We start from the raw sequence: 24,908 nt of genomic DNA on the forward strand, positions 1-24,908 counted from the left end.
AAAGCCGAAATGGTGATCGCCGCTCAGAGGGGCGCACAGAAGGCCGGGATGGCGAACGCCGTGACGGTCGTCGTGGAGGCCGTGATGGTCGACGTGGCGAGCGCAGCGAAGGGACTGCTGGCGAAATCCGCGCACCCCGCGAAGGTGGTCGTCGCGGTGAAGGCCGTGGTGAGGGTCGTGAAGGCCGCAGCGAATTGCGTGAAGGAGAAGCCCGCCCTGTTCGCGGTGAACGTGATGAGCGAGGAGAACGCGCAGAGCGTCCTGCACGTGAAGGCCGTCGCGACGGTCGCGGCGAAAACCGCAACGAAGGCAGAAACGAAGTCCGAAGTGATGCCCAACCAGAACTGAACGCCGAGGGCAATGAAGTTCGCAACGAGCGCGCGCCCCGTGGTGAAGGCCGTGGTGAAGGCCGTGGCGAAGGTCGCCGTGAGCGTGGCGATCGCGGTGGCGAAGGCCGACGTGAGCGTGGCGATCGTGGTGGTGAACGCCGCCAAGGTGAAGCAGCGCCCAGCGATGCCCTCCCCCCTGAATCCGAGGTGATCATTGCTGAAGGGCAAGAAGCCCAGGCCAACCTGGATGGCAGCGGATCCTCGGAAAAACGTGAGCGCCGCTCGCGTGATCGCTACGGTCGTGACCGTCGTGAACGCGCAAGCGAACCACGCCAGGAAACCCCTGGCGAAGAAACACAAGCTGATCTGAACACTGACCCATCCTCTGCGCCCGTCGCTGAAGTCACTGGCGAAGATCGGCCCGCTACACGCTCTTATTTTGAGCGTGCCCAGCAGGCAGCAGCAACCCCTGCGGCTCAGGAAGTGCATGCGCCCATCGGCGAAGCACCCCTTGAAGCCCCACTTGCCAGCAACCTGACGGCAGCAGCTTCGGTGGCACCTGTTGCCGAGCCGATGGCCGCCCCAGCCCCAGCGGCAGTGGCGACTGCTGCACCGGCTGCACCCGCAGTGGCAACTCGCGCAGCCTTGCCTTCAGCGGCCAGCTATCACTTGCAAATCGACAGTCTGCAACAGGTGGCGCAGGACTCTGGTCTTGTTTGGGTCAACTCGGATGCGGACAAGGTGGCGACAGTTCAGGCAGCCATTGCCGCTGAAATCAAGCCAGCCCGCGTCCCACGCGAGCGTCCACCTGCGGTGGTGCTGAATGAAGGTCCCTTGGTTTTGGTGGAAACACGCAAAGACCTGAAAGACATGAACTTGCCGTTCTAAGCGCACGTAACTGCGCTGCGCGCTGCTGAAAAACCGGGTTGATCACCCGGTTTTTTTATGACTTAAAAGGCTAAAAACACCGGTATTCAGCAGGACTCACCGATCGGGCTGAAGGCTAGGATATCCGTGCATGTCAGCTCTGGGGCACCAAAGCGGCCTGCTTCCAAGCTTGTGCCGCCGCTGCGGGTTCTTGCCGTTGTTCAGCCAATTCGGCCAACGCACACCAAGCCCGGCGCTTCAATGTCGGGGCTTGCAAACCCTTCACCGCCTGAGCCAAAAGGCCTTGTGCCTTGCCCCACAACTGGTGGCGCAAACACACCATGCCCGCCAGATACTGCCAACGCGCATCTTGGGGATGGGCTTGCTGGGCGGCTTCTACCCGAGCCAACCATTGCAGGGCATCGTCTGCATGAATGTCTGTCAGACTGGCCTCCATGGCTTGCACCATGCGAGTCAACTGATCAGCCGTCCAATTCGACTGCTGCGATTGCAAAGAGGCCCACAAAGGCTGGAGCCACTGCCTGGCCAACGCACTGCTTCCGCCCAAAGCCACCAGGCGCATCGCGGCTTCTGCGGCAAGGTCAGGCATGTTGCGCTGGGCTGGGGTTAAGCTCAACCACAAACGCACAACAGCATCGGCATCGTGGGTGTGCGACAACCACTCCGATATCAGGCTGCGCACCAGGCTGTTGGCTGTTGCTGGCGTGAATGCGCGATGTTTGGCCAACAAAAGCGCCGTGTCCAAAGCCTTTGCAGGTTGGCCCGCCAACCGGGCCGCTTTGAGCTGCAGCCGCATGGCCACCATGCGACGCGCTGAAGCTGGTGCCAAAGCCTGCAACAAAGCCAAGCTTCCAGCCGCATCCCTGTCGTCGAGCAACCAGCGGGCTGCACGAAGCTGGGCGCCCTCGGTCAATGTCTGGCGCTCCGAAGACGACCCCTCTTTTGCAGACTGAATGGCCTCTTGCAAGTGGATTTGTCGCAAATCACGGTCTTGCAAGGCATGTGCCGACTCGGCCACCATGATGTGCGCCACCGTTCGCAAAGAGACTGCATGGTCAAGCTGGAGACCCGCATCCCTCAATAGTGTTTCTTTTTCAAGCGCTGATTGCGCCGACTTGCGCGCCCGCAAAAAACGCCCGGCCATGAACTGGCTGATCGAATCAAGCATCGCGGCATAGGCAGCCCGTTCTTTTTGCTGAAGGCGCCAGCGCTTGGCCTGCTTGGGCAACGACAGCAAGGCCGACAAAGCCTGCTGTGCCAACACCACCACCAGCACCACCAGGCCCAACACCAACAGCACCAAATTGAGCGAAAAATCAACCCGGTAAGGCGCCAAAAACAAAGTCACCGTGCCCTGGTTGTGCCCGGCAAGCCATGCTGCTGCAGCGGCCAATGCAAACAAACTGATAAGCCAAAGAGCTGCGCGCATACCCGCTTACCTTCCCGCCGCAGCTGTGGCCAACGCGGTCAAAGACCCTTCCAGGGGCGGGATCTCGCTGGCTTTCAGCTGCACACCGGATTGCTCCAGCAACTGCAGCAGTTGGGTTGTTTTGCGAGAAGAGGCATCGGCATAGCGGCGCACGATGACGGCCGCAGAAGCCAGGTCTGCTCGGGCCGCATCTTTTTGTCGGGCCAACAAACCCAGACGGGCATTGAGCAATTTGAGCTTGATGTTTTCACGCAGGAAAAAACCCTGGTCTGGCGACAACAAGGCCGCTTCGGGCGATTCGATGCGGCTCACACGCACCAAGCCCTTGATCTGGTCTGCAAACTGGTTCAAACCCGCCATCCACCACGATGGCGGGGGTGGGGGCGGGGAACGGCCAGCTTCGGCCAAAGACCGACTCATGGCCGCTGTCGGCAACTCCTGATTGGCCAGCACCAAGCCATCCACCAAAGCCACGCCCTCATCCAGCTTGATCAACAAGCCTGGCAAATCAAACACATTGGCCGTTTTGAGACGATCCAGGTCTTTTTCGAGTGCCCGGAGGACTGGGGCCAGACGCGGTTGTGCAGCACGCTGCACCCTCAACTGCGCCGACTTGAGCGTGGCCAACAAAGGCTCCACACTGCCTGTCAACTGAGCCTGCTGCTGAGCCATGCGCAAAGCCGATTCAATGTCGACCACCAAATTTTCATCGCGTGATCGCGACAGGCTTTGCATCAATTCTTCCAGCTGTCCTCGCTGCAGGGCCACTTCACCCAAGCGCGCCTCGACCAATGCCAGCCGCGCGGCGCTGTCTTTCACGGTCTCCTGCGCCTGTTTGGCCCATGCTTTGGCCTCCAGCGACTGCTGCCCGGCATCTGCACTTTGCCGAGCCAGTTGCTCTTGAATGCGTGACAGCTTTTGCCACAGCAAAACCGACACCAGCAAAGCCAAGCTGGCCATCCCGATCGCAAGCCACCGAAACCATGCGAGCCACACGGGCGCGGGTGCCGAAGCCACGGGCTTTGCAAAAGATGAAACAGTTTCGGGTGTGGGGGTCATGCCAGCGATTTTATAGACTCTGCTTGGGCTGCTAGGCCGGCAGGCACAGTGTCCACCCTGCCCCAGCCTGATGCCAGAAGCCTCTGGGCAATGCGGGGGTGCGTGGCCAGCGCCCTCGCCTGCGACAAAGGCAAGTCCGGACACGCCTGAAGCAGGTGCTGCGCCGCCTCGGAACTGCTGAACAACCACCAACTGCCATCGGTCATGGCCTGGTGTGCACGCTGGCATTGCTCGGGCGTCAATTCGGGAGCCTGGCGCACATAAGCCACGGCTTGAAAGACCTGCAGACCTTCGCTTTCAAGCTGTTGGGCCAGCCAATCGCGCCCCGCCACCTGGCCCTGGGCATCCGCACCGCGAACAATCAAGACGGATGGCTGGGCACGCACTGCCTCAGCCACGGCGGCCTGCACCTGGCCTGCCACCAAAGTCCACAAGGCTTCAGAGTCAAACTGTGCGGCCTTTTCATCAGGGGAGTCGATCAAGCCCTCGGGCCAGCCCGACGCCAGCAAGGCTGCCCGGGTGCCGGGGCCTGTCGACCAGGCCCGGCAATTTGGCACCGCCAGGCCCTCAGGCTGGGCCGCCATGAAAAAACGCACCGCATTGGCACTGACAAACATCACGGCCAAGTGATGGGCACCCGCCTGCCAGGCCTGCACCAACCCCGAGGCTTCAGACAACCCAGCAATTTCGATCAAGGGCAATGTTTCGCTGTCCACACCAAGCGCCCGCAAAGCCTGCGCCCAAGCCATTGCCTCACGCTCAGGTCGGGTCACGATCACCCGGGGATGGTTCAATTCGGGCCCGCCCGTCATATCGGCTGGTGAACTCAATGCGCTCCGCCGTCACGCAGGGCCTGCGCCACACTCAGCCCCAGGGCCTCTGCGGCTGTCAAGCCATCGGTGCTGGCATGGGCCTCGGCCATGACCAAGGTGGTGGCGCCTTCCGGATCACCCCAAGCCGCTTGCAGCTTGAGAACGCCCCCCTCGATGGTGGCGTGAGCAGCCAAGGGCATGGAGCAGCTGCCCCCCATGGCCCGGCTCACGGCGCGCTCGGCTGCCACGCGGCGCCATGAGGGCGCATCGGCCAGGGGTGCTAATAAGGTGCGCAAGTCGTCTCGGTCACTGCGAATCTCAATGCCCAACGCGCCCTGACCTGCGGCGGGCAGCATCTGGTCGGTTTCAAAAATATGGCGAATGCGCTGGGACAAACCCAGGCGTTTAAGACCTGCTGCGGCCAGCACAATGCCCGCGTACTGTCCTTCATCGAGCTTGCGCAAGCGGGTGTCCAGGTTGCCACGCAAAGGCTCGATCTTCAAATCGGGCCGCAAGGCACGCAACAACACAGTGCGGCGAAGGCTGGAGGTGCCCACCACAGCGCCTTGCGGCAAGTCTTCCAGACGGGCGAACTGTGGCGACACCCAAGCGTCTCGCGGGTCTTCGCGTTCCATCACGCAAGCCAACTCGAAACCCTCGGGCATGTCCATGGGCACATCCTTGAGCGAATGCACCGCAATGTCGGCGTGGCCTTCTTGCAAGGCGACTTCCAGCTCTTTCACGAACAGGCCCTTGCCACCCACTTTGCTCAGGCTGCGGTCCAGAATCTGATCGCCTTGAGTCGTCATGCCCAAAAGACGGACCTGGCAGCCTCGGGCTTCCAGCAAAGATTTAACGTGTTCAGCCTGCCACAGAGCCAAACGGCTCTCACGGGTGGCGATGACGATGGAGGGCACTTTCGACTCGGTCACGGCGGGATTTCCTGAAAAAAATTGACCCCATCAAAATGAAATCAATTGGTAATTTTTTGTCCTCGGGCGATGCTAGCATGAGGCGATGGACGATGGGACCCAACCCCAACCCCAACCCCAACCGCATCTCCAGCGCCCCACCCCCTTCAGAGCAGACACCCCGATGAAACAGGCCCCGGAATCCACCGCCCCCAAAAAAGCAGCCCAGACCAGCAATCCCCGCGAAAAGCGCGACAGTGAACGCCCCTTGGTCGAAGACATTCGCCTGTTGGGTCGTATTCTTGGCGATGTGATCCGGGTGCAAGAAGGCCCGCAAGCCTATGAGTTGGTTGAGCAAATCCGCAAGTTGTCGGTGGCCTTTCGGCGCGATGCCGATCAAGAAGCCGACAAGGCGCTCAAGAAACTGCTGAAAAGCCTGCCCGGCGACCGGGCTGTGAGCGTGATCCGCGCCTTCACCTACTTCAGCCATCTGGCCAATCTGGCCGAAGACCGCCACCACATCCGACGCCGCGCCATCCACGAACGCGCGGGCCACACACAGGAAGGGAGCATCGACGTCGCGCTGCAACGCCTGCGCTGGGCGGGCATCACGCCCAAGAGCATTTCAGAAATGCTGGCCACCAGCTACGTGGCTCCGGTGCTCACGGCCCACCCCACCGAAGTGCAGCGCAAAAGCATCCTGGACGCAGAACGTGACATTGCCCACCTGCTGACTGAGCGCGATGCCATCAAGGCCCGCGCCGCCGCCGTGAACGCCGCCAAAGACGCCCTCACGCCCAAAGAGCTGGCCAGCAACGAACTGCAAATGCGCGCCCGCGTGATGCAGCTGTGGCAAACCCGTTTATTGCGCTTTACCAAGCTGACCGTCGCTGACGAAATCGAAAATGCCCTGAGCTATTACGAATCCACCTTTTTGCGTGAGATTCCCAAGCTCTATGCCGAACTGGAGCAAGCCTTGCCCGGCCAGCGCGTCGCCAGTTTTTTGCGCATGGGCCATTGGATTGGTGGCGACCGGGATGGCAACCCCAACGTGACCGCGCAGACACTGGAACACGCCCTGACCCGTCAAAGTGATGTCGCCCTGCGCCACTACCTGACCGAAGTGCATTTTTTAGGCAGTGAATTGTCACTTTCGGCCATGCTGGTGCCCTTTGGCGCCGACATGCTGGCACTGGCCGCCAAGTCCCCTGACACCAATGAACACCGCCTGGATGAGCCCTATCGCCGAGCCCTGACCGGGATGTATGCCCGACTCGCCGCCACGCTCAAAAACCTGACGGGGGGCGATGCAGCACGCCACGCCGTGGCCCCGCAAAACCCCTATGCCAGCGCAGAAGAGTTTCAGGCTGACTTGCAGGTGATCCAAGCCTCTCTTTACAGCCACCACGCTGAAGCTTTGGCCGCCCAGCGGCTGCATCCCCTGATTCGTGCGGTCGAGGTCTTTGGCTTCCACCTGGCCACAGTCGACCTGCGCCAAAGTTCGGACAAACACGAACAAGTGGTGACTGAGCTGCTGAACGCTGCGCGTGTGGAAAAAAATTACAGCCAACTCGACGAACACGCCAAGCAAACGCTGTTGCTGAGCCTGCTGAACGACGCCCGGCCGCTGCGCGTCATGGGTGCCAACTACAGCGCGCACACCACATCGGAGTTGGCCATTTTTGAAATGGCTCGCCGCATGCTGGCCAGCTTTGGCAAGGAGGCCATACGCCACTACATCATCAGCCACACCGAATCTGTCAGTGACTTGCTGGAAGTGCTGCTGCTGCAAAAAGAGGTGGGCTTGCTGCGCGGCACGCTGGACAGTTCGGCGCACAACGACCTGATCGTGGTGCCCCTGTTCGAGACGATCGAAGACCTGGCGCAGTCAGCGCCGATCATGCGCGACTTTTATGCACTGCCTGGCGTGGCAGCGCTGGTTCAGCGCTCAGGCAGCGAGCAAGACATCATGCTGGGTTACTCCGACAGCAACAAGGACGGGGGCATCTTCACCAGCAACTGGGAGCTTTACCGCGCCGAAATTGCCCTGGTGCAATTGTTTGACAAACTTCAAAACAGCCACGGCATCACCCTGCGCATGTTCCACGGTCGCGGTGGCACGGTGGGGCGTGGTGGCGGCCCGAGCTACCAGGCCATCCTGGCGCAACCGCCTGGCACCGTGCGCGGCCAGATTCGCCTGACCGAACAGGGCGAAGTCATTGGCTCCAAATACGCCAACCCCGAAATCGGTCGCCGCAACCTCGAAACTTTGGTCGCCGCCACACTCGAAGCCACCCTGCTGCAACCGACCAAGCCCGCCACGAGGGCTTTTCTGGACGTGGCAGACGAATTGTCAAAAGCCAGTATGGGCGCCTACCGTGCCTTGGTTTACGAAACGCCCGGCTTTACCGACTACTTTTTTGGCGCCACACCGATCAAAGAATTGACGCAACTGAACATTGGCTCGCGCCCCGCATCGCGCAAGGCGCTTGAAAAAATAGAAGACCTTCGCGCCATTCCCTGGGGCTTCAGTTGGGGCCAATGCCGACTGACTCTGCCTGGCTGGCTGGGCTTTGGCTCGGCGGTGACCGCTTACCTGGACAAACCGGATGCCGCAGAACGCAAAGCCGCCCTGGCCCTTTTGCAAAAAATGTACCGCCAGTGGCCGTTTTTCCGAACCTTGCTGTCCAACATGGACATGGTGATGGCCAAAAGCGACCTGGCCCTGGCCTCGCGCTACGCCGAGCTGGTCAGCGACCTGCGCCTGCGCAAGAAAATATTTGCTGCGATTGAGTCCGAATGGCACCGTACGGCCGACGCGCTGACCCAGATCACGGGTGAAAAAAACCGCCTGGCCAGCAATCCGGCGCTGGACCGGTCCATTCGTCACCGCTTTCCCTACATCGACCCGCTGCACCACCTGCAAGTCGAGCTGATCCGCCGCTACCGGGCAGGCAAAGCCGACGAGCGGGTGCAACGCGGAATTCACATTTCGATCAACGGCATTGCGGCGGGTTTGCGAAATACGGGGTGAGAGCGTTTTCCCAAGGCATCGCCAACCAAAAAACGCCCAACGGGGTCAACAGGCCCCGGGTTTGGGGCCCTGTGAAGCCCGATAAAATCCCAGATCTATGACAAACCAACTCGACAAAAAATCCCAAGCCTGGTCTGCACTTTTCTCTGAGCCCATGAGCGAGTTGGTCAAGCGCTACACCGCCAGCGTGTTCTTTGACAAACGCCTCTGGCAAGCCGACATCACCGGCAGCCTGGCCCATGCCGAGATGCTGGCCGCACAAAACATCATTGGCGCCAGCGATCTGGCTGACATTCAGCGCGGCATGGCGCAGATCACCCAAGAAATCGGGTCGGGTGCTTTTGAATGGAAGCTGGACTTGGAGGATGTGCACCTGAACATCGAAGCCCGCCTGACCCAGTTGGTAGGCGATGCTGGCAAGCGCCTGCACACGGGCCGCAGCCGCAACGACCAAGTGGCCACCGATGTTCGACTTTGGTTACGCACCGAAATGGACTTGATCATTGACCTGTTGGTCGACCTGCAAAAGTCCCTGGTGGACGTGGCCGAGCAAAACGTTGAGGTCATCATGCCCGGCTTCACCCACCTGCAAGTGGCCCAGCCCGTGAGCTTTGCGCACCACTTGCTGGCCTATGTGGAAATGTTTGCACGCGACGCCGACCGCATGAGCGACGTGCGTCGCCGCACCAACTGGCTGCCGCTGGGCAGCGCGGCACTGGCGGGCACCACTTACCCCTTGGACCGCGAGCGCGTGGCGCGCAGCTTGGGCATGGTCGATGCGCAAGGCCACGCCCAGGTTTGCCAGAACAGCCTGGACGGCGTGAGCGACCGCGACTTTGCGATTGAATTCACCGCTGCCGCCAGCCTGTGCATGGTGCACATCAGCCGCTTCTCGGAAGAACTGATTTTGTGGATGAGCCAGAACTTCGGTTTTGTGCGCATTGCCGATCGTTTCACCACCGGCAGCTCCATCATGCCGCAGAAGAAAAACCCCGATGTGCCCGAATTGGCGCGCGGAAAAACAGGCCGTGTGGTGGGCCATTTGATGGGACTGATCACCCTGATGAAGGGCCAACCCCTGGCCTACAACAAGGACAACCAAGAAGACAAAGAGCCGTTGTTCGACACCGTGGACACACTCAAGGACACACTGCGCATCTTCAGCGAAATGGTCGGTGGCCAGTTCAACCCCGCCACAGGCCTCAAGGAAGGCGGCATCACCGTCAACGCCCAAGCCATGGAAGCCGCCGTGAAGAAGGGCTACGCCACCGCCACCGATTTGGCCGACTATTTGGTCAAAAAAGGCCTGCCCTTCCGCGATGCCCACGAAGTGGTGGCCCACGCCGTCAAGACCGCACAAGGCCTGCGCGTTGACCTGTCCGAGCTGCCGCTCGAAACCCTGCAAAAATTCGACAACCGCATCGAAGCCGACGTGTTCGGCCCGCTGAGCCTGAAGGGCTCTTTGAACGCCCGTAACACCCTGGGCGGCACTGCCCCTGATCAGGTGCGCTTGCAGATTGCAAGGCATCGGGCACGACAAATCTGACCGCTCAAGCATGCCGTTTGATGCGGATCAAACGCCTGTCATTTGATGAACCTGCGGGATGCAAACCCGCCTAGCATCCTCCGATGCTGATCGAAACGCTGGGCGCAGCCCGTGACCTGGGGCGCCTGAACACGATTTTGGGGGTACTCATCCGCCATGGGTTTGGCGACAGCGTGCGGCGCCTGGGCTTAACCGATGCGCTGGCACGAGCAGGCCATGCGCTCCATTGGGAACACGCCGCCGACTTGGCCAGGGTGCCGCCCCCGGTCCAGGTTCGGCTGGCACTCGAAGAGCTGGGACCCACCTTTGTGAAGCTGGGACAAATACTGGCGGGTCGGGCCGACTTGTTCAGCCCCGAATGGATTGCCGAATTTGAAAAGCTTCACAGTGGCGTGCCCGCAGTCCCCCTGGACGACTTGCGGCCCCAACTGTTGGAAGACCTGGGTGCCCAGCCAGAAGTCATCTTCAAACAATTTGACACCACCCCTTTGGCTGCGGCCTCCATCGCTCAAGTGCACAGCGCCAAGTTACAAGACGGCACCGATGTCATTGTGAAAATTCGCCGTCCCGGCATCACAGAGATCATTGCCGCAGACCTGCGTTGGCTAGAAAAGCTGGCCGTGGTGGCAGAAGCTCAGCTGCCGTGGCTCAAGCCTTACAGACTCCAGCAACTGGTGCGCGAATTGGCCAGGTCTTTGAAACGCGAACTCGACCTGGCCAACGAGTGCCGCAACGCTGAGCGCATTGCAAGCAACTTGGCGCAGCTGCCGTGGATCGTGATTCCACGTGTGCATTGGGCATTCACGCGCGAACGCATCAATGTGCAAGACCGCATCGTCGGCATTGCAGGTCAACAACTTCACTTGCTGGACAACAACGGATATGACCGCAAGCTGCTGGCGCAGCGTGGTGCAAATGCGGTCCTGAAAATGATCGTGGACGATGGTTTTTTCCATGCCGATCCACATCCTGGCAATGTTTTTTACCTGCCTGGTAACGCCATCGCCTTCATCGACTTCGGCATGGTTGGCCGCTTGTCCAAGCGTCGCAGGGAAGATTTGCTGAAATTGTTGCTGGGCTTGGTCGAGCGCAACCCACAGGCCGTCGCAGACGTGCTGCTGGATTGGACGGGCAACGAGCCTGGCATCCACATCGACCAGTTGGAAGGCGAGATCGAGGCATTTGTCGACCAATACCACGGTGTGCCCCTGGCCCAACTGAGTCTGGGCCAAATGCTGGGCGATGTCACCACCATCCTGCGCGAACACCACCTGGCTTTGCCCAGCGATCTGGCGCTTTTGATCAAGGCTTTCATCACGCTCGAAGGCATGGGCCGCAGCCTGGACCCTGGCTTTCACATGACGGCAGAGGCACTGCCCTTGCTGCGCAGAGTGCTGCGCGCACGCTACAAGCCCAAAGCACTTGCACAGCGCGCCTGGCAAGCGCTGCGACGCAGCGTCGGCCTGGTCGAACAACTGCCCCGAGATTTATCACGCCTGCTGCGCAATGCACGCCGGGGACAGTTGCACATCGGCCTGGAACTGACACACCTCAAACGGGTGGGTAACCAGCTCAACCAAGCGGCCAACCGCATGGCCATGGCACTGGTGATTGCAGCACTGGTCATCGGCTCGTCCATTGTGATGACGGTGCAAGGCGGGCCGACATTGTGGGGCTTGCCCGCCTTTGGTTTTCTTGGATTTTGCGGTGCAGTGCTCGGTGGTTTGTGGCTGGTGCGCGCGATCTGGAACAGCAACCACGACAGCGACGACCACTAATGCACGGAATAAGAATTTCTTTGGGTGATGCCACGCACAGACCCTGTGTCTCCAAGACGCAAAACTGAATCTTTCGACGCGACAAAACACAGACCACATCTCTCGGGATGACATGACAGATGAGTTCACAAGGAGACACCGCCATGCAGTTCCAAACCCACTCATCTCTGCTTGAAAATCTGACGGGGGTTCCGCGCACCTTACTGCTTCCACTGGCTGCTCGCGCGCAAGGTGGCAGTGCGTTTCCAACACTTGACCCGCATGACCGTTATGCCCAGGAGCTGCTGGCTGCCATCGGGGCCGAGGTACAAACATCCATCCACGATGCCCCCACGGTGGTGAGTGTGCTTTGGCGTACCGGCGTAATCAAAGCCATCGGCAAAGACTTTTTCAAGCGCTACCCCCACAGTCTGGGCATCAATTTGGGCGCGGGTCTGGCCCATTATTTTCAATGGCTGGGCAACGGCAAAAACGAATGGCTCGACGTTGACCTGAAGCCGGTGATTGACTTGCGCCAATCCCTCATTCCTGAGACGTCTGTGAACTGTTACAACCTGGCCATGGACATCACCCAGCCGGGCTGGTGGAACCGCTTGTACGTCAGCGAAGAGGATCAAAAGCGCCCGGTGTTGGTGGTTTGCGAAGGTGTACTGATGTACTTTCAGCCCTCCAAGGTGAAAAGCATCATTCGGGAAATTGGCGAGAACGCCCCTGAAGGCACAGAGCTCCTGTTGGACTTCGTGTCGCCTCTGGCCATCGGGCCAAGCGCATTGTTGGCACACCCTGAAGAACCCGATGCACCCTTCGCTTGGGGCGTTCACAACGGCCAGGAAATTGCCCAATACCACGAACGATTGGAGTTACTCTCTCAGCACAGCGTTTCAGAGGTCTATGGCATGGGCGCGACGTGGGCCGAAATGTGCTGGCACGTGTTCACGGGCGGGCCACTTTATGGCATGGCACACTTGAGGGTGTCTGAGCCCTGAAGCCCACGCCCGCCATGACTGCCCAAGAAATCGAAAAAGGTTTTGTGGCCACGACTTTCAGGATAATTCGCATCCAATCTGTTGTTTGATCAACCCTCTATTCGCTTTTTTCAAGACCATGCCCACCACCGCCACAGCCACCCCTAACCTGATGCCCTGGACCGACTCGCTGAACACCGGCGATCCGCGCATGGACGAAACGCACCAAGAATTTGTGGTGATGATCAACACGATCCTGGCCACCCCCGAAAACCAGCAGTTGCCGGTATACAAAGCATTTTTAGACCACACCGTGGCGCACTTTGCACAAGAAGAGCGCTGGATGCTGGCCACAGGTTTCGCAGCAGACAACTGCCATGCTGAACACCACGCCACCATTCTGGAAACCATGCGCGCGGTGGAAGCCCATTACCTGGACACCGACCCACAGATCATCACCCGGTTGGCCGAAGCCTTGGCAGAATGGTTTCCAGGCCACTCGGCCAGCATGGACGCAGGCTTGGCTGCGCACTTGAAGTCGGTCGGTTTTGACAGCGAGACCGAAACTCTGGCCGACCCCTCGGCCATTAAAAACGTCACCATGTCAGGCTGCGGCAGCGTGAGCTGCAGCAGCTGAATACCTGAGATTGAGCCCATCGCCTGCGGGCCCCAACCGTTCTTTATTGGGGTTGGATGCCCGCAGTCTTGATGACTCTGCTCCAGGTGTCGATCTCGTCTTTGACAAAGCTGGTGTACGCCTTGCCCCCCAATGTGGGCACCACAAAACCCACCGAGGTCAGCCGCTGACGCACCGCATCGGACTGCAGCACCTGAACCATGGCCGACTCCAGTTTGTCAACAATAGGCTGCGGTGTGCCCTTGGCCACCGACAAGCCTGACCATGACAAAGCCTGAAAATCCTTGTAACCCGACTCGGCCACCGTGGGCACCTCGGGGTACAGCGCATTGCGCTGCAAACTGCTGACAGCAATGGGGCGAATCTTGCCGGCCTTGATGTGGGGCAAAGCCGCATCCTGGTTGATGAAGATCATGGGCACGGTACCGGCCAGCAGGTCATTCAACAGGGGGCCCCCACCCCGATAAGGAATGCCCGTCAAAAAGATGCCCGTGGTCTGCTTGAACAACTCCATGGCCATGTGCCCCGATGCCGCATGGGTAAAGCCGTAATCCAGCTTGCCAGGGTTTTTCTTGGCGTAATCCACGATGTCTTTGACCGTTTTGAAGGGCATGGAGGGGTGCACCACCAGCACATTGGGGCCCGAGTGCATTTGGGTCAGGTGCACCAGATCCGTCATCGAGTTGTACTTGAGCTTGGGGTCCAGGCCATGGGCCACCGCGTTTTGGCCCACCCCGCTTTGAATCAAGGTGTACCCGTCGGCTGGCATTTTGATGGCGCGATCGGTGCCCACAATGCCGCCTGCGCCCCCAATGTTGTCCACCACAACGGGCTGTTTGAGCAACTTGCCCAACTCCTCGGCCATGATGCGCCCCATCACATCACTGGTGCCGCCTGGCGGGAAAGGCACCACCAGCTTGATGGGGCGACTGGGGTAATCGCTTTGCCCGAACACAGGCGTCAAGGCCAGGCCCACAGTTGCCAAAAAAAGTGTCTTCAATAAATGTCGTTTAAAGCTCATGTTGTCTCCTCGTTTTAAATCTTCGGATTCAGGTGATGGGGGCCGGGTTGAACAGCACCAAAGCGTTGTGCAACTTCCATCGCTCGGCCCAAGTTTGCTGACCACTGGCCACCTCAAGCAACAAGCGAAACAGTTCCCAGCCCGCCTCTTCAATGCTGAGATCGCCGTCTGCAATGCGTCCGGCATTCATGTCCATCAGGTCATGCCACCGTTGGGCCAGGTCGCTGCGCGTGGCCACCTTCACCACGGGACAAGCTTGCAGACCATACGGTGTACCGCGTCCGGTGGTGAAGACATGCAGGTTCATGCCTGCCGCCAATTGCAAAGTGCCGCAGATGAAGTCGCTGGCTGGCGTGGCCGCAAACACCAGGCCTTTTTGATCGGGCCGAAGTTTTTCACCCGGCGACAGCACATGAGAGATCGCTGCTGAGCCACTCTTGACGATCGAACCCATGGCTTTTTCTGCGATATTGGACAAGCCCCCCGCCTTGTTGCCTGGTGTGGTGTTGGCGCTGCGGTCGGCCTGGCCACGCGCCAAATACCGGTCATACCAGTCAAGTTCGCGCACGATGGCTTGGGCCACCTCGGGTGTCGCCGCACGGGAAGTCAATTGCTCCACCGCATCACGCACCTCGGTGTTTTCAGAAAACATCAAGGTGCCACCCGCACGCACGATCAGATCGGCCATGTAGCCCACTGCCGGGTTGGCCGTGACGCCAGAAAATGCATCGCTGCCACCGCATTGCACACCCACCACCAGTTCGCTGGCGGGAACAGTCTGTCGCTGGCGGGCATTCAGCCGCTCCAAGTGCGGGCGCGCGCTTTGCACAATGTCATCCAGCATGGACATGAAGCCCACATGTTGCGCGTCTTGCAAGCACACGGTGTGTGGCCCTGCGTTGGGTACGCGTTGGTCGGCAATCGGGAAACTGCCGGGCGGCAACAGGCGCTCGGGTTGCAGTTTTTCGCAACCCAAGCTGACCACCATGACCTCTCCACCAAAATTGGGGTTCAAGCTGATATGGCGCAGCGTGCGAATTGGGATGATCGCATCGGGTGCATCAATGGCCACGCCGCAGCCATAGCTGTGCTCCAGGCCCACCACATCGTCCACTTGCGGATACAGTGGCAACAGCTCAGACTTGATTCGGCTTACAGCGTGGGCCACCACACCCGCCACGCACTGCACCGTGGTGGTGATGGCGAGAATATTGCGGGTGCCCACCGACCCATCGGCATTGCGATAACCCTGAAAGGTGTAACCCGCCAGCGGGACTTGAACGGGCGCAGGCACGGTGGCCATGGGCAGGTTTTGCAATTCACGTGCAGCGGGCATTTGCAGCAAACGCTCTTGCACCCAGCGGCCTGCTGGCAGGTCTTGCAAAGCGACGCCAATGGGCACGTTGTAACGCCGCACCACATCGCCCTTTGTCAAAGCCACCAGCGCCACTTTGTGGCCCTGCGGCACTTTGTCAAGCAACAGCAAGCCCCCCTCGATCGTGGTGCCCGCAGGCAGCCCACCGTCATTGACCACAATGGCCACATTGTCCAAAGGGTGCATGCGCAGCACGCGGGGCTGCACGCTGGCTGTTGGTTCGGTCATGCCAGGATCTCCACCCAATTGGGGCCTTGGCCCACAGCCATGCGTTGCTGCAAGCGCAATTGGCCTGTGTCAGGGTCTAGCTCGAAACAACTCAGGTGGTGTGACATTTGGCCCACCACCAACAAGTAACGGCCCGTCGGGTCGATGGCAAAACCACGGGGCTGCGCCTCGACCCGCGTATGGCCGTTGGCGCTGAGCAGGCCGCTTACAAGGTTCACGGCAAAGTGCGCCAAAGTGCTGGAAGTGCGCTCACTGGTGTAAAGGTGTCGCCCGTCAGGCGTCAAGTGCAGATCGGCGGCCCAGGGCTTCGCGTCAAACCCAGGCGGCAAAATGTCCACGGTTTGCAGACAGGCCAGACGGCCCTCCGTGGGGTTCCAACTCAATACATCCAGCGTGCCATCGAGCTCGTTGAGCAGGTACACCCAGCGGCCTGTGGGGTCAAACCTGAAGTGCCTTGGCCCGGCACCTGCACGGGCTTGCCATGCGCTGACCGGGCTCAAATGGCCCGTCTCGGCATTGAAGCCAAAGACCATCACCTCCCCGCCACCCAGGCTGGTGGCCAGCACATACCGGTTGCAAGGCGACGGCATGATGGCGTGGGCATTAGGACCTGTAGGCACCACCTGTTGCACGGCCCCCACCGTGCCATCTAGCGCAATGGGGCTCACGGTGAGTTGCTGCGACGGGTACGATGCCGCGAACAAAAACCGACCCGTCAAGTCAGTGCTGATATAGGCCATGCTGGCAGGCAAAGAGACCTCCCCCATGGGGTGCAAATCGCGGGTGACCGGATCTATGGCCAAGCTGACCACCGCCATCGGGTCACTGCGCCGCGCTGCGTAAAGCATTTTCCGGGAAGGGCCAATGGCCATGGGCATCAGGTTGCCCCCCACGGGGAGCGCACTTTGCTGCTGCAACAGGCCCTGGGCATTCATCTGCAACACCGACACTTCGCCGCTGTCGGCGTTAGAGACATACACATGTGCCAAGTCAAACCCCTTTAAACGATCGTGCGCTTCACAGGCCCATGGTTTGCGGCAGCCACAGGGACAACCAAGGCAGATAGGTCACCATCATCAGCACCACAAACAACGCTCCGAAAAACGGCACCATGGCTTTGGTCACCTCGCCAATTCTGAGCTTGGCTACAGCGCTGCCCACAAAGAGCACCGCCCCCACCGGAGGCGTGATCAGGCCAATGCCCAGGTTAACCATCATGATCATGCCGAAATGCACAGGGTCCACGCCCATCATCTTGACCACGGGCAACAAGATAGGGGTCAGGATCAGGATCAATGGCGACATGTCCATCAACGTGCCCAGCACCAGCAACAAAATATTGATCAACCCCAGAATGACGTATTTGTTGTCTGACATTTCAGTCAGGAACATCGTGACCTTCATGGGGATTTGCATCAAGGTCATGATGTAACCAAAAGCCGAAGCAAAGCCAATCAGGATCATCACAATCGTGACGGTCTTGACGGTGCGATGCACCAGTTTGGGCAAGTCTCGCCATTTGTAGTCACGGTAGATCAACATGGTCACAAAGAACGCCCAGATCACGGCAATGGAGGCTGACTCGTTGGCCGTGAACACCCCTGACAAGATGCCACCCAAAATGATCACCATGGTCATCAAACCCCACAATGCCTCAACGCAGATTCTGAGAGCTTGTCGAAGCGGAATCACCTCGCCCTTGGGGTAACCGTGTTTGTGGGCCTTGTAAAGACACAGCAGCGCCAAGGTCAAACCCATCAAAAGACCGGGCAAAACGCCCGCCATGAACAAGGCCGCAATCGACACCGTGCCACCCGCCGCCAGCGAATACAGCACAGCGTTGTGACTGGGGGGAATCAAAATGGCTTGCACCGATCCACTGATGGTGACGGCCGCAGCAAAGGGACGGGGATAGCCTTTTTTAACCATCTCCGGAATCAAAACCGTGCCCACAGAGGCCGTGTCTGCCACCGATGAACCCGATATGGCGCCGAAAAATGTAGACGCCAAAATATTCACCAAAGACAAGCCACCACGGATGAAGCCGACCAACACGCCGGCAAAAGCCACCAACCTGCGGGCCATGCCGCCCTCAGCCATGATGGCTCCGGCCAAAACAAAAAATGGAATCGACAACAAGGAAAATTTATTCACGCCTGCAGCGATCTGAATCATCACTGCGTCCAGGGGAATATCGATCCATAACGCCCCTATCAAGGCGGCCAGACCCAATGAATACGCAATCGGCACACCGATCAGCATCAAGCCCAAAAAACTGCCAATCAATACAAACGCGTCCATCAGTTGGCTCCCTCTGCTGCGTGGCCATCTTCTTCGTAGCGCATCAGGCGGCGGTGCTCTTGCGGCCCCATAACGCGTCGCTCTAGTACAAAAAGAAAGGTGATGGCCGAGCCAATTGGCAAAGCCAAATAAGTCACGCCAACTGGCAACCAAGCCAGCTCACTGATGCTTTGTCCCATGGTCTCGACACACAAACGGGTGCCGTACCAAGTGACAAAACCACTGACCAGCAACATCAGCGCATCCACAATCCAGGCAGACACCGTGCGTAAATATGGGGGAAGTACATCGGTCAACATGGTCACGGCGATGTGGGCATTGGCGCGAAACGCTGCGGCCCCGCCCACAAAAGTGAACACCATCATGAACAAGATGGCGATAGGTTCGGGCCACTGTGACCCTGCCCCCAGCACATACCGTGAGAAGACGCCCCAGGGAATGATGAGCGACATGCACAGGATGGCAAACCCGGCAACCCAAATGCACGACAGATACAAGGTATCGAGCGCACTGACAAACAGTTGTTTCATACAAAAATCTTTCAAGCAAAAAACCCCGACTTCGGCCGGGGTTGTTGCACGAAGTTCAGCTCGGACCTCAATGACTTGCGATGTTCAAGGCAATCATTACTTGACGGCCGCAATGCGTCCCATCAGATCGGCATATGGGGCACCGTATTTGGTGCGCACAGGGGCTGTGGCGTCATAAAAAGGCTTGTTGTCGATGTTGATGAACTCGACACCTTCGGTTTTGAGTTTGGCCACCGATTCCGACACAGCTTTGTCCCAAAGCGTCCGCTGCTCCAACTGCGCTTCACGGCCCAGTTTTTTGACCACGGCCTGGTCAGCCGCATTGAGTTTGTCCCAAGCCACTTTGGACATGACCAAAATTTCAGGAATGATCAGGTGGTTGGTCTGGGTGTAATACTTGGCACCCGCTTTGTAGTGATTGGCCGTCAGCAGACTGGGTGGGTTGTTTTCTGCCCCATCCACCACACCGGTCTGAATGGCGGTGAACACTTCGCCATAACCCATGCTGATGCCATTGCCACCCATGGCGTTCATGGTGTCGACAAACAGGGGGTTGCCCATCATGCGTATTTTTTGACCCTTCAGGTCTTCAGGCTTGCGCACCGGTTTTTTGGTGTAAAGGCTGCGCGAGCCGCCGTCCATCCAGGCCAATGCCACCATGCGGGCGGGCGAAGCTGAGATTTTGTCCAGCAGTTCCTGACCGATGGGCCCATCGATCACGGCACGCATGTGCGGGATGTCGCGGAACACAAAGGGCATGTTGAAGATGTTCACTTCGGGCACCACCGGACCGACTGGCCCCAGTGAAGTGCGCAAAATTTGGATCGCGCCGACCTGGGTCTGCTCGATCATTTCTTTTTCACCGCCCAGCACGCTGCCAGGGAACATCTGAAACTTAAAGCGGCCATTGGAAGCGGCTTCCATTTTTTTACCCATGCTCTCAACAGCCACCACGGTCGGGTAGCCCGCGGGGTGAACGTCTGCGGCCTTCAGCACAGTTTGCGCCGAAACGGTGAATGCAGCTGCCGAAAAAGCCGTGGCCAAAACACTTTGGATCAAAATTCTGCGGTGAATCATTTGCAATATCTCCTCGGCGCTGATGCGCCAGATCGGTGTGGTCGATGTTTTCTGGTGAACGACTTGACAGGTGGTGTACTGAATCTGCTAAAGTCAACTCAACACATCATCAGTTGTCGTACATCTATATTATCACTTCACATCGACCTTCAACCCATGGTTTTCCCCAATGCTTGAGCCACGTCGCAAATCCAGAACCCTCTCAGCCGAGTTGGCTGACACACTGATTCAGCGCATCCGCAACCAGGATTACGCACCTGGCACCAAGTTGCCCAAAGAGATGGACATCATGGGAGAGTTTGGGGTTAGCCGTACCGTAGTCCGCGAAGCGATTTCCCACCTTCAGGCGGCAGGCATGGCCGAAACCCGTCACGGCATTGGCACCTTCGCTCTGCTGCCAGAAGACACCGGACTTTTCAGAGTCCACCCCGACCAACTGGGCACCCTGCGCGATACGATTGCCCTTCTGGAATTGCGCATTGGGCTTGAAACCGAGGCCGCAGCACTGGCGGCGATGCGCCGTACAGACGAGAATCTTGAAAAAATGCGCTTCGCCCTGACAGCCTTTGCTGAGGCCATTGAGGCAGGAGAAAATGCCGTGCAGGCCGACTTCCAGTTCCACACCGAAATTGCACTTGCCACGCAAAACAGCCACTTCATCCAGTTCATGTCCCTGCTCGGAGAGCGGGTGATTCCAAGATCGCGTTTGAGCCCGGCTGAAGACCCAACACCCACCCGAAAAGCTTACCTGCAAAGGGTGCACCAAGAGCACGAAAGCATTTTCAGCGCCATTCAAAACCAGGATGTGGAAGCCGCCCGAGCCGCCACGCGAACCCATCTCTCCAACAGCCGCGAGCGCCTGCGCATGGGCGAAATCAATGCCCGATGAATCCGTATGCATCCTGGCTTGAACCCGACTTGACCCCAAATTCAGGGTAAACCCAAATCAAATAGGGCCCCTCAAGTTGTATGATGTCATCTAACATCATTTCATATTTAACGCGCCATGGCCATTTCCCCACGCAGCCCCACTGTCACCCGCATGCAAGTGATTCCTGTGGCAGGCCGCGATGGCATGCTGCTCAATCTCAGTGGCGCGCATGGCCCGTTTTTTACACGCAACATCGTCATCCTGACGGATTCATCGGGCAACACGGGTGTTGGCGAAGTGCCCGGCGGTGAAAAAATCCGTCAGACCCTGGAAGACGCCCGGCCCTTGATCGAGGGTAAGCCGATTGGCGACTACAACCGCCTGCTCAACGCCATGCGCCAACAGTTTGCCGACCGCGACAGCGCTGGCCGTGGCAACCAGACTTTTGACTTGCGCATCACCATCCATGCCGTCACCGCCGTGGAAAGCGCCCTGCTCGACTTGCTGGGCCAACACCTGAACGTGCCGGTTTGCGCCCTTTTGGGGCAAGGCCAGCAACGCGAACGGGTGCAAATGCTGGGCTATCTGTTCTATGTGGGCGACCGGGCGAAAACCGACCTGCCCTACAACAGCGAGCCCGACCAAGCCGACGACTGGCTGCGCCTGCGCCATGAGAAAGCCCTGACCCCCGAGGCGGTGGTGAGGCTTGCCGAAGCGGCACAGGCGCGGTATGGCTTTCAGGACTTCAAACTTAAAGGCGGCGTGCTGCGCGGCGAGGAAGAGGTCGAGGCCATCGTGGCTTTGCATGAGCGCTTTCCCAAAGCCCGCATCACACTGGACCCCAACGGTGGTTGGCTGCTGAAAGACGCGATTCGTCTGCTGCGGGATCACCGTGACACCATGGCTTATGCCGAAGACCCTTGCGGTGGCGAGGGCGTGTTTTCGGGGCGCGAAGTCATGGCCGAGTTTCGCCGCGCCACGGGCTTGCCCACGGCCACCAACATGGTGGCCACCGACTGGCGCGAAATGGCGCACAGCATTCAGTTGCAGTCGGTCGACATTCCGCTGGCAGACCCGCATTTCTGGACACTGCAAGGCTCGGTGCGCGTGGCACAGCTCTGCCAGATGTACGACCTGACTTGGGGCTCACACTCCAACAACCATTTCGACATTTCACTGGCCATGTTCACCCACTGCGCTGCAGCCGCCCCCGGTAAGGTCACGGCCATCGATACGCACTGGATCTGGCAAGACGGTCAGTTTTTGACGCAGGAACCCTTGCAAATCAAGGATGGCTATGTGGACGTACCCCTCAAACCGGGGCTGGGCATCGCGGTCGACATGGCCGCCATTGAGCGCGCTCACCAGTTGTATTTGCAGCACGGACTGGGTTCGCGAGACGATGCCATTGCCATGCAATATTTGATGCCGGGCTGGAAGTTCAACCCCAAGATGCCTGCCCTGGTGCGCTGAACAGCCAAAACAACGTCACCACCTTCACACCTCACCACACATTAATTGCTTCTGGAGTCAACATGAAACTGGGATTCATCGGACTGGGCATCATGGGCAAACCCATGGTGGGTCATTTGCTGGCTGCCGGCCACGAACTTTTTGTCCACTCGCGCAGCGGCACGCCCGAAGAAATGACAGCGCTGGGCGCCAAAGCCTGCGCCTCACCCGCCGAGGTGGCGCAGCATGCCGACACCATCTTTCTGATGGTGCCCGACACACCGCATGTGCAAGACGTGCTGTTTGGTGCGCACGGCGTGGCCAAAGGCTTGAGCGCTGGCAAGACCGTGGTCGACATGAGCTCTATCTCTCCCATCGCCACCAAAGGCTTCGCAGCGCAAATCAACACCCTCGGTTGCGACTACCTGGACGCCCCGGTCTCCGGTGGCGAAGTGGGTGCCAAGGCAGCCAGCCTCACCATCATGGTGGGCGGCAGCGAGGCCGCTTTCAACAAAGTGCAACCCTTGTTTGCCTTGATGGGCAAAAACATCACCCTGATCGGCGACAACGGCAGCGGACAGACCTGCAAAGTGGCCAACCAGATCATCGTGGCGCTCAACATCGAAGCGGTGGGCGAGGCCCTGCTGTTTGCCGCCAAAGCCGGGGCCGACCCCGCCAAAGTGCGGCAAGCCCTGATGGGAGGCCTGGCCACCAGCCGCATCCTGGAGCTGCATGGCGAACGCATGATCAAGCGCACCTTCAACCCGGGTTTTCGCATCGAACTGCACCTGAAGGACCTGACCCTCGCGCTCGAAGGCGCCAAGGCCATGGGCCTGAGCCTGCCCAATACGGCCAATGCCCAACAACTGATGAACAGCTGCGTAGCCCACGGCGGCGCGGCCTGGGACCATTCCGGTTTGGTGCGCGCACTTGAAATCGCAGCCAACTTCCAGATCGCAGGCAACTGAGTTCAAACCTTTTCGTCATTCCAATACAAGAGTCAAGCCCTATGGACATGCCCGTCAATCATTTCAAACACGCCATTCAGTCAGGTCAAAAACAGATCGGTCTTTGGTCGCATTTGTGCAGCAACATCAGCACCGAGATCCTGGCCCATTGCGGCTTCGACTGGTTGCTGCTGGACATGGAGCACTCGCCCAATGATTTGCCTGAAGTCCTGGCACAACTGCAGGCCATGCAGGGCAGCCGCACCTCCCCCATCGTGCGACCGCCGTGGAACGACATGGTGACCTTCAAGCGCTTGCTCGATATCGGGGTGCAGTCGCTGCTGGTGCCTTACATCCAGACCGAAGAAGAGGCCCGCATGGCCGTGTCTTTCACCCGCTATCCACCACACGGCGTGCGTGGCTATGCGGGCGCACCACGCGCCAGCCACTATGGGCGCGTCAAGGGCTACGCCCAACACAGCAGCAATGAAATTTGCCTGTTGCTGCAAGTCGAAACCGTTCAGGGCCTAAACAACATCGAGGCCATTGCCAACGTGGAGGGTGTAGATGGCGTGTTCATCGGCCCCGGTGACTTGTCGGCCGCTCTTGGCCACCTGGGCAACCCCAAGCACCCCGAAGTCCTGCAGGTCATTGACCAATCGATCGCACGCATCCGTGCTTGCGGCAAAGCCGCAGGCATCCTGACCGGCGACGAAGCGCTGGCCAAGCACTATGTCGAACAAGGCTGCCTGTTTGTGGCCGTAGGTGCCGACCAGAACGTGCTGCGCGACAGCGCCACCGCCCTAGCCGGTCGATTCAAGTCTTGATCCCTGGAACCACCATGCTGAGTACACCCGCATCTCCCATCCGATTTCCCCGCCTGCTGTTGACCGGCGCTGGCGGCAACCTGGGCAAAGAACTTCGCCCTCGCCTGAAGGCTTATTGCGACGTGTTGCGCGTGAGCCACCGCCGCGACCTGGGGCCAGCCTCTGCCGGCGAAGAAATCCAGCTGGCCTCGCTCGAAGACAAAGACCAGATGCTGGCTTTACTGGACGGCGTGAGCGCGGTTGTGCACATGGGCGGTGTCTCGACCGAGCAGCCCTGGGATCCGATTTTGGCGGGCAACATTGTGGGCATGGTCAACTTGTATGAGGCCGCGCGCATTCAAGGTGTGCAGCGCATCGTGTTCGCCAGCTCCAACCATGTGACCGGCTTTTACCGCCAGGACGAGGTGGTCAACACCCGCATGTCCCCCAAACCCGATGGGTTTTATGGGCTGTCGAAGGCCTTTGGCGAAGACCTGGCCCAACTCTATTGGGACCGCTGGGGCATCGAGACCGTGAGCTTGCGCATTGGCTCGTCGTATGCCGAGCCCAAAGACCGGCGCATGCTGGCCACTTGGCTGAGCTTTGACGACCTGGAGCGCCTGGTTGTGGCTGCGCTCACCGCGCCCATCGTCGGCCACAGCATTGTCTATGGCATGTCGGACAACCAGACCACCTGGTGGGACAACACCCACGCCAAACACATTGGCTACCGACCGCTAGACTCTTCTGACGTGTTTCGCACGGCCGTCGAAGCCCGCCAGCAAACCGTGGACGCCAAAGACCCCGCCACCATTTACCAAGGCGGGGCTTTTGTGAAGGCTGCGCCTCACGGCCCAGGCTGAGTCTGAGACCCGAGCCTAGGCAGATGCCAAAAATTTCAAAGCGCTTGTC

The 24,908-nt window shown here is 59.3% G+C and carries 21 protein-coding genes; 11 read left to right on the forward strand and 10 right to left on the reverse strand.

Going from position 1 to position 24,908, the window contains the following annotated elements:
• Nucleotides 1-194 precede the first annotated feature (194 nt).
• Nucleotides 195-1,217, forward strand: a complete 1,023-nt coding sequence (locus ACIQ3A_RS05275; RefSeq protein ID WP_396430707.1) for a hypothetical protein — start codon at nucleotides 195-197, stop codon at nucleotides 1,215-1,217.
• Nucleotides 1,218-1,350: 133 nt separating this feature from the next.
• Here the strand turns inward: ACIQ3A_RS05275 and ACIQ3A_RS05280 are convergent, their stop codons facing one another.
• The 4 genes from ACIQ3A_RS05280 to hemC are packed head-to-tail and all read right to left on the reverse strand — an operon-like array spanning nucleotide 1,351 to nucleotide 5,449.
• Complete coding sequence (locus tag ACIQ3A_RS05280) at nucleotides 1,351-2,646, reverse strand: heme biosynthesis protein HemY (RefSeq protein WP_396430708.1); 1,296 nt, start codon at nucleotides 2,644-2,646, stop codon at nucleotides 1,351-1,353.
• Nucleotides 2,647-2,652: 6 nt separating this feature from the next.
• Nucleotides 2,653-3,705: a uroporphyrinogen-III C-methyltransferase gene (locus ACIQ3A_RS05285; RefSeq protein ID WP_396430709.1), complete on the reverse strand. Its 1,053-nt coding sequence runs from the start codon at nucleotides 3,703-3,705 to the stop codon at nucleotides 2,653-2,655.
• Complete coding sequence (locus ACIQ3A_RS05290; RefSeq protein WP_396430710.1) at nucleotides 3,702-4,535, reverse strand: uroporphyrinogen-III synthase; 834 nt, start codon at nucleotides 4,533-4,535, stop codon at nucleotides 3,702-3,704. Before ACIQ3A_RS05290 ends, ACIQ3A_RS05285 begins: the two co-directional genes overlap by 4 nt.
• A complete protein-coding gene (gene hemC / locus ACIQ3A_RS05295) occupies nucleotides 4,532-5,449 on the reverse strand; it encodes a hydroxymethylbilane synthase (RefSeq protein ID WP_396430711.1) in 918 nt (305 codons plus the stop codon). Before hemC ends, ACIQ3A_RS05290 begins: the two co-directional genes overlap by 4 nt.
• A 163-nt stretch (nucleotides 5,450-5,612) precedes the next feature.
• Here hemC and ppc point away from each other — a divergent pair, with 163 nt between their 5' ends.
• The 5 genes from ppc (at nucleotide 5,613) to ACIQ3A_RS05320 (ending at nucleotide 13,388) form a co-directional block, all read left to right on the forward strand.
• A complete protein-coding gene (gene ppc, locus ACIQ3A_RS05300; protein ID WP_396430712.1) occupies nucleotides 5,613-8,462 on the forward strand; it encodes a phosphoenolpyruvate carboxylase in 2,850 nt (949 codons plus the stop codon).
• 97 nt (nucleotides 8,463-8,559) lie between these two features.
• Nucleotides 8,560-10,008 carry an argininosuccinate lyase gene (argH, locus tag ACIQ3A_RS05305; RefSeq protein WP_396430713.1) on the forward strand — a complete coding sequence of 483 codons (1,449 nt, stop codon included), beginning with the start codon at nucleotides 8,560-8,562 and terminating at the stop codon, nucleotides 10,006-10,008.
• Between the two features lie 83 nt (nucleotides 10,009-10,091).
• Entirely contained in the window at nucleotides 10,092-11,786 is a 1,695-nt protein-coding gene (locus tag ACIQ3A_RS05310) for an ABC1 kinase family protein (RefSeq protein WP_396430714.1), read from the forward strand.
• Between the two features lie 143 nt (nucleotides 11,787-11,929).
• Nucleotides 11,930-12,772 (forward strand): class I SAM-dependent methyltransferase, encoded by an 843-nt coding sequence (locus tag ACIQ3A_RS05315; RefSeq protein WP_396430715.1) that lies wholly within the window; start codon nucleotides 11,930-11,932, stop codon nucleotides 12,770-12,772.
• Nucleotides 12,773-12,890: 118 nt separating this feature from the next.
• A complete protein-coding gene (locus ACIQ3A_RS05320; RefSeq protein ID WP_396430716.1) occupies nucleotides 12,891-13,388 on the forward strand; it encodes a bacteriohemerythrin in 498 nt (165 codons plus the stop codon).
• 43 nt (nucleotides 13,389-13,431) lie between these two features.
• Here the strand turns inward: ACIQ3A_RS05320 and ACIQ3A_RS05325 are convergent, their stop codons facing one another.
• From ACIQ3A_RS05325 to ACIQ3A_RS05350, 6 genes are all read right to left on the reverse strand, one after another.
• Nucleotides 13,432-14,409 carry a Bug family tripartite tricarboxylate transporter substrate binding protein gene (locus tag ACIQ3A_RS05325; protein WP_396430717.1) on the reverse strand — a complete coding sequence of 326 codons (978 nt, stop codon included), beginning with the start codon at nucleotides 14,407-14,409 and terminating at the stop codon, nucleotides 13,432-13,434.
• Nucleotides 14,410-14,437: 28 nt separating this feature from the next.
• Nucleotides 14,438-16,012 carry a galactarate dehydratase gene (gene garD, locus ACIQ3A_RS05330; RefSeq protein ID WP_396430718.1) on the reverse strand — a complete coding sequence of 525 codons (1,575 nt, stop codon included), beginning with the start codon at nucleotides 16,010-16,012 and terminating at the stop codon, nucleotides 14,438-14,440.
• Nucleotides 16,009-16,992 (reverse strand): lactonase family protein, encoded by a 984-nt coding sequence (locus tag ACIQ3A_RS05335; RefSeq protein WP_396430733.1) that lies wholly within the window; start codon nucleotides 16,990-16,992, stop codon nucleotides 16,009-16,011. Before ACIQ3A_RS05335 ends, garD begins: the two co-directional genes overlap by 4 nt.
• Before the next feature lie 37 nt (nucleotides 16,993-17,029).
• Nucleotides 17,030-18,313, reverse strand: coding sequence for a TRAP transporter large permease (locus ACIQ3A_RS05340; protein ID WP_396430719.1), 1,284 nt, complete (start codon nucleotides 18,311-18,313; stop codon nucleotides 17,030-17,032).
• Complete coding sequence (locus tag ACIQ3A_RS05345; protein ID WP_396430720.1) at nucleotides 18,313-18,843, reverse strand: TRAP transporter small permease; 531 nt, start codon at nucleotides 18,841-18,843, stop codon at nucleotides 18,313-18,315. The genes ACIQ3A_RS05340 and ACIQ3A_RS05345 overlap by 1 nt, the downstream gene beginning before the upstream one ends.
• 96 nt (nucleotides 18,844-18,939) lie before the next feature.
• A complete protein-coding gene (locus ACIQ3A_RS05350) occupies nucleotides 18,940-19,920 on the reverse strand; it encodes a TRAP transporter substrate-binding protein (RefSeq protein ID WP_396430721.1) in 981 nt (326 codons plus the stop codon).
• Nucleotides 19,921-20,089: 169 nt separating this feature from the next.
• Between ACIQ3A_RS05350 and ACIQ3A_RS05355 the strand changes: the two genes are divergently transcribed.
• From ACIQ3A_RS05355 to ACIQ3A_RS05375, 5 genes are all read left to right on the forward strand, one after another.
• A complete protein-coding gene (locus ACIQ3A_RS05355) occupies nucleotides 20,090-20,809 on the forward strand; it encodes a FadR/GntR family transcriptional regulator (RefSeq protein ID WP_396430722.1) in 720 nt (239 codons plus the stop codon).
• Between the two features lie 117 nt (nucleotides 20,810-20,926).
• Nucleotides 20,927-22,264, forward strand: coding sequence for a glucarate dehydratase (gene gudD / locus ACIQ3A_RS05360; protein WP_396430723.1), 1,338 nt, complete (start codon nucleotides 20,927-20,929; stop codon nucleotides 22,262-22,264).
• Nucleotides 22,265-22,308: 44 nt separating this feature from the next.
• Nucleotides 22,309-23,211 carry a 2-hydroxy-3-oxopropionate reductase gene (locus ACIQ3A_RS05365; protein ID WP_396430734.1) on the forward strand — a complete coding sequence of 301 codons (903 nt, stop codon included), beginning with the start codon at nucleotides 22,309-22,311 and terminating at the stop codon, nucleotides 23,209-23,211.
• A gap of 41 nt (nucleotides 23,212-23,252) precedes the next feature.
• Complete coding sequence (locus tag ACIQ3A_RS05370) at nucleotides 23,253-24,017, forward strand: HpcH/HpaI aldolase/citrate lyase family protein (RefSeq protein WP_396430724.1); 765 nt, start codon at nucleotides 23,253-23,255, stop codon at nucleotides 24,015-24,017.
• 14 nt (nucleotides 24,018-24,031) lie between these two features.
• Nucleotides 24,032-24,859 (forward strand): NAD-dependent epimerase/dehydratase family protein, encoded by an 828-nt coding sequence (locus ACIQ3A_RS05375; RefSeq protein WP_396430725.1) that lies wholly within the window; start codon nucleotides 24,032-24,034, stop codon nucleotides 24,857-24,859.
• Nucleotides 24,860-24,908 lie beyond the last annotated feature (49 nt).

Origin of the sequence: Limnohabitans sp. (genome assembly GCF_044361985.1) — a bacterium.
Taxonomy (GTDB): Bacteria; Pseudomonadota; Gammaproteobacteria; order Burkholderiales; family Burkholderiaceae_C; genus Limnohabitans_A.

Coding starts and splice junctions, on each gene's coding strand:
- ACIQ3A_RS05285 (WP_396430709.1), bottom strand. CDS start 3,705: ATGACCCCCACACCCGAAACTGTTTCATCTTTTGCAAAGCCCGTGGCT.
- gudD (WP_396430723.1), top strand. CDS start 20,927: ATGGCCATTTCCCCACGCAGCCCCACTGTCACCCGCATGCAAGTGATT.
- ppc (WP_396430712.1), top strand. CDS start 5,613: ATGAAACAGGCCCCGGAATCCACCGCCCCCAAAAAAGCAGCCCAGACC.
- ACIQ3A_RS05315 (WP_396430715.1), top strand. CDS start 11,930: ATGCAGTTCCAAACCCACTCATCTCTGCTTGAAAATCTGACGGGGGTT.
- ACIQ3A_RS05375 (WP_396430725.1), top strand. CDS start 24,032: ATGCTGAGTACACCCGCATCTCCCATCCGATTTCCCCGCCTGCTGTTG.
- ACIQ3A_RS05340 (WP_396430719.1), bottom strand. CDS start 18,313: ATGGACGCGTTTGTATTGATTGGCAGTTTTTTGGGCTTGATGCTGATC.
- ACIQ3A_RS05310 (WP_396430714.1), top strand. CDS start 10,092: ATGCTGATCGAAACGCTGGGCGCAGCCCGTGACCTGGGGCGCCTGAAC.
- ACIQ3A_RS05325 (WP_396430717.1), bottom strand. CDS start 14,409: ATGAGCTTTAAACGACATTTATTGAAGACACTTTTTTTGGCAACTGTG.
- ACIQ3A_RS05370 (WP_396430724.1), top strand. CDS start 23,253: ATGGACATGCCCGTCAATCATTTCAAACACGCCATTCAGTCAGGTCAA.
- ACIQ3A_RS05355 (WP_396430722.1), top strand. CDS start 20,090: ATGCTTGAGCCACGTCGCAAATCCAGAACCCTCTCAGCCGAGTTGGCT.
- ACIQ3A_RS05350 (WP_396430721.1), bottom strand. CDS start 19,920: ATGATTCACCGCAGAATTTTGATCCAAAGTGTTTTGGCCACGGCTTTT.
- ACIQ3A_RS05320 (WP_396430716.1), top strand. CDS start 12,891: ATGCCCACCACCGCCACAGCCACCCCTAACCTGATGCCCTGGACCGAC.
- ACIQ3A_RS05345 (WP_396430720.1), bottom strand. CDS start 18,843: ATGAAACAACTGTTTGTCAGTGCGCTCGATACCTTGTATCTGTCGTGC.
- garD (WP_396430718.1), bottom strand. CDS start 16,012: ATGACCGAACCAACAGCCAGCGTGCAGCCCCGCGTGCTGCGCATGCAC.
- ACIQ3A_RS05280 (WP_396430708.1), bottom strand. CDS start 2,646: ATGCGCGCAGCTCTTTGGCTTATCAGTTTGTTTGCATTGGCCGCTGCA.
- argH (WP_396430713.1), top strand. CDS start 8,560: ATGACAAACCAACTCGACAAAAAATCCCAAGCCTGGTCTGCACTTTTC.